Annotated in this window: 1 protein-coding gene; it reads right to left on the bottom strand. The window is 45.4% G+C overall.

What is annotated here, in order from left to right:
• Positions 1-751: hypothetical protein (locus EES38_RS23225; RefSeq protein WP_166434332.1), on the bottom strand; the 751-nt coding region annotated here is incomplete at both ends.

Below are 751 nucleotides of genomic sequence, written 5' to 3'. Positions count from 1 at the left end.
TTGTGCCATGTTTTGGTTTGGCCGCCCCTAGCTTTCTTCCAACCTACTCCTATACCACTGAACATAGCACGTCGAGGCAGTCGGTCGTTGGGCATACGTAACACGTGTCCCAGCCATCTCAACTGATGAAGTTTCACTACTTCATCAATTGATTTGCCATCCTTACCTAGTACCCGTTTCCTAACAACTGTGTTACTTACTCGATGGTCCCAGGATATACGAGCAATGTTTCGAAGACACCTATGATCGAATACTAGTAACCTACGAATATCCTCTACTCTTACCGGCCATGTTTCACTGCCATAAAGTAGGACGGAACGAACTGCTGCACAGTAAACACGTCCTTTGGTTGATAGACGGACATCTCGCCTACGCCATAAATAACGCAAGTTAGCAAAAGCTAGTCGAGCCTTCTGCATCCGTGCTGAGATTTCGTCACACACCAGACCACAAGGGCTGATGAGACTTCCAAGATAAGTGAAGCGGTCGACACACTCAACTACTTCACTCCCTATCACTAGTTCGGGTGTCGATGTAACCCAATCCTGAAGCAACATTTTGCATTTCGAGGGAGAGAATCGCATCCCGAACATGCTTGCATTGTTGCTTAGAGTGGTCAGAAGACTCTGCATTTTGTCAGCGTCTTCACCAAATAAAACTGTATCATCAGCATATTCTAAGTCAACAAGTGAACCTCCTGGTAGAAGTTCAACCCCTGTATATTTAGATGAGGAGAGTGTTATCTCTAAAA

The organism is Vibrio viridaestus, assembly GCF_003856525.1.
GTDB lineage: Bacteria > Pseudomonadota > Gammaproteobacteria > Enterobacterales > Vibrionaceae > Vibrio > Vibrio viridaestus.
Note: the sequence above shows the minus strand (reverse complement) of the source record. Positions and strands in the feature narration are given on the sequence as shown.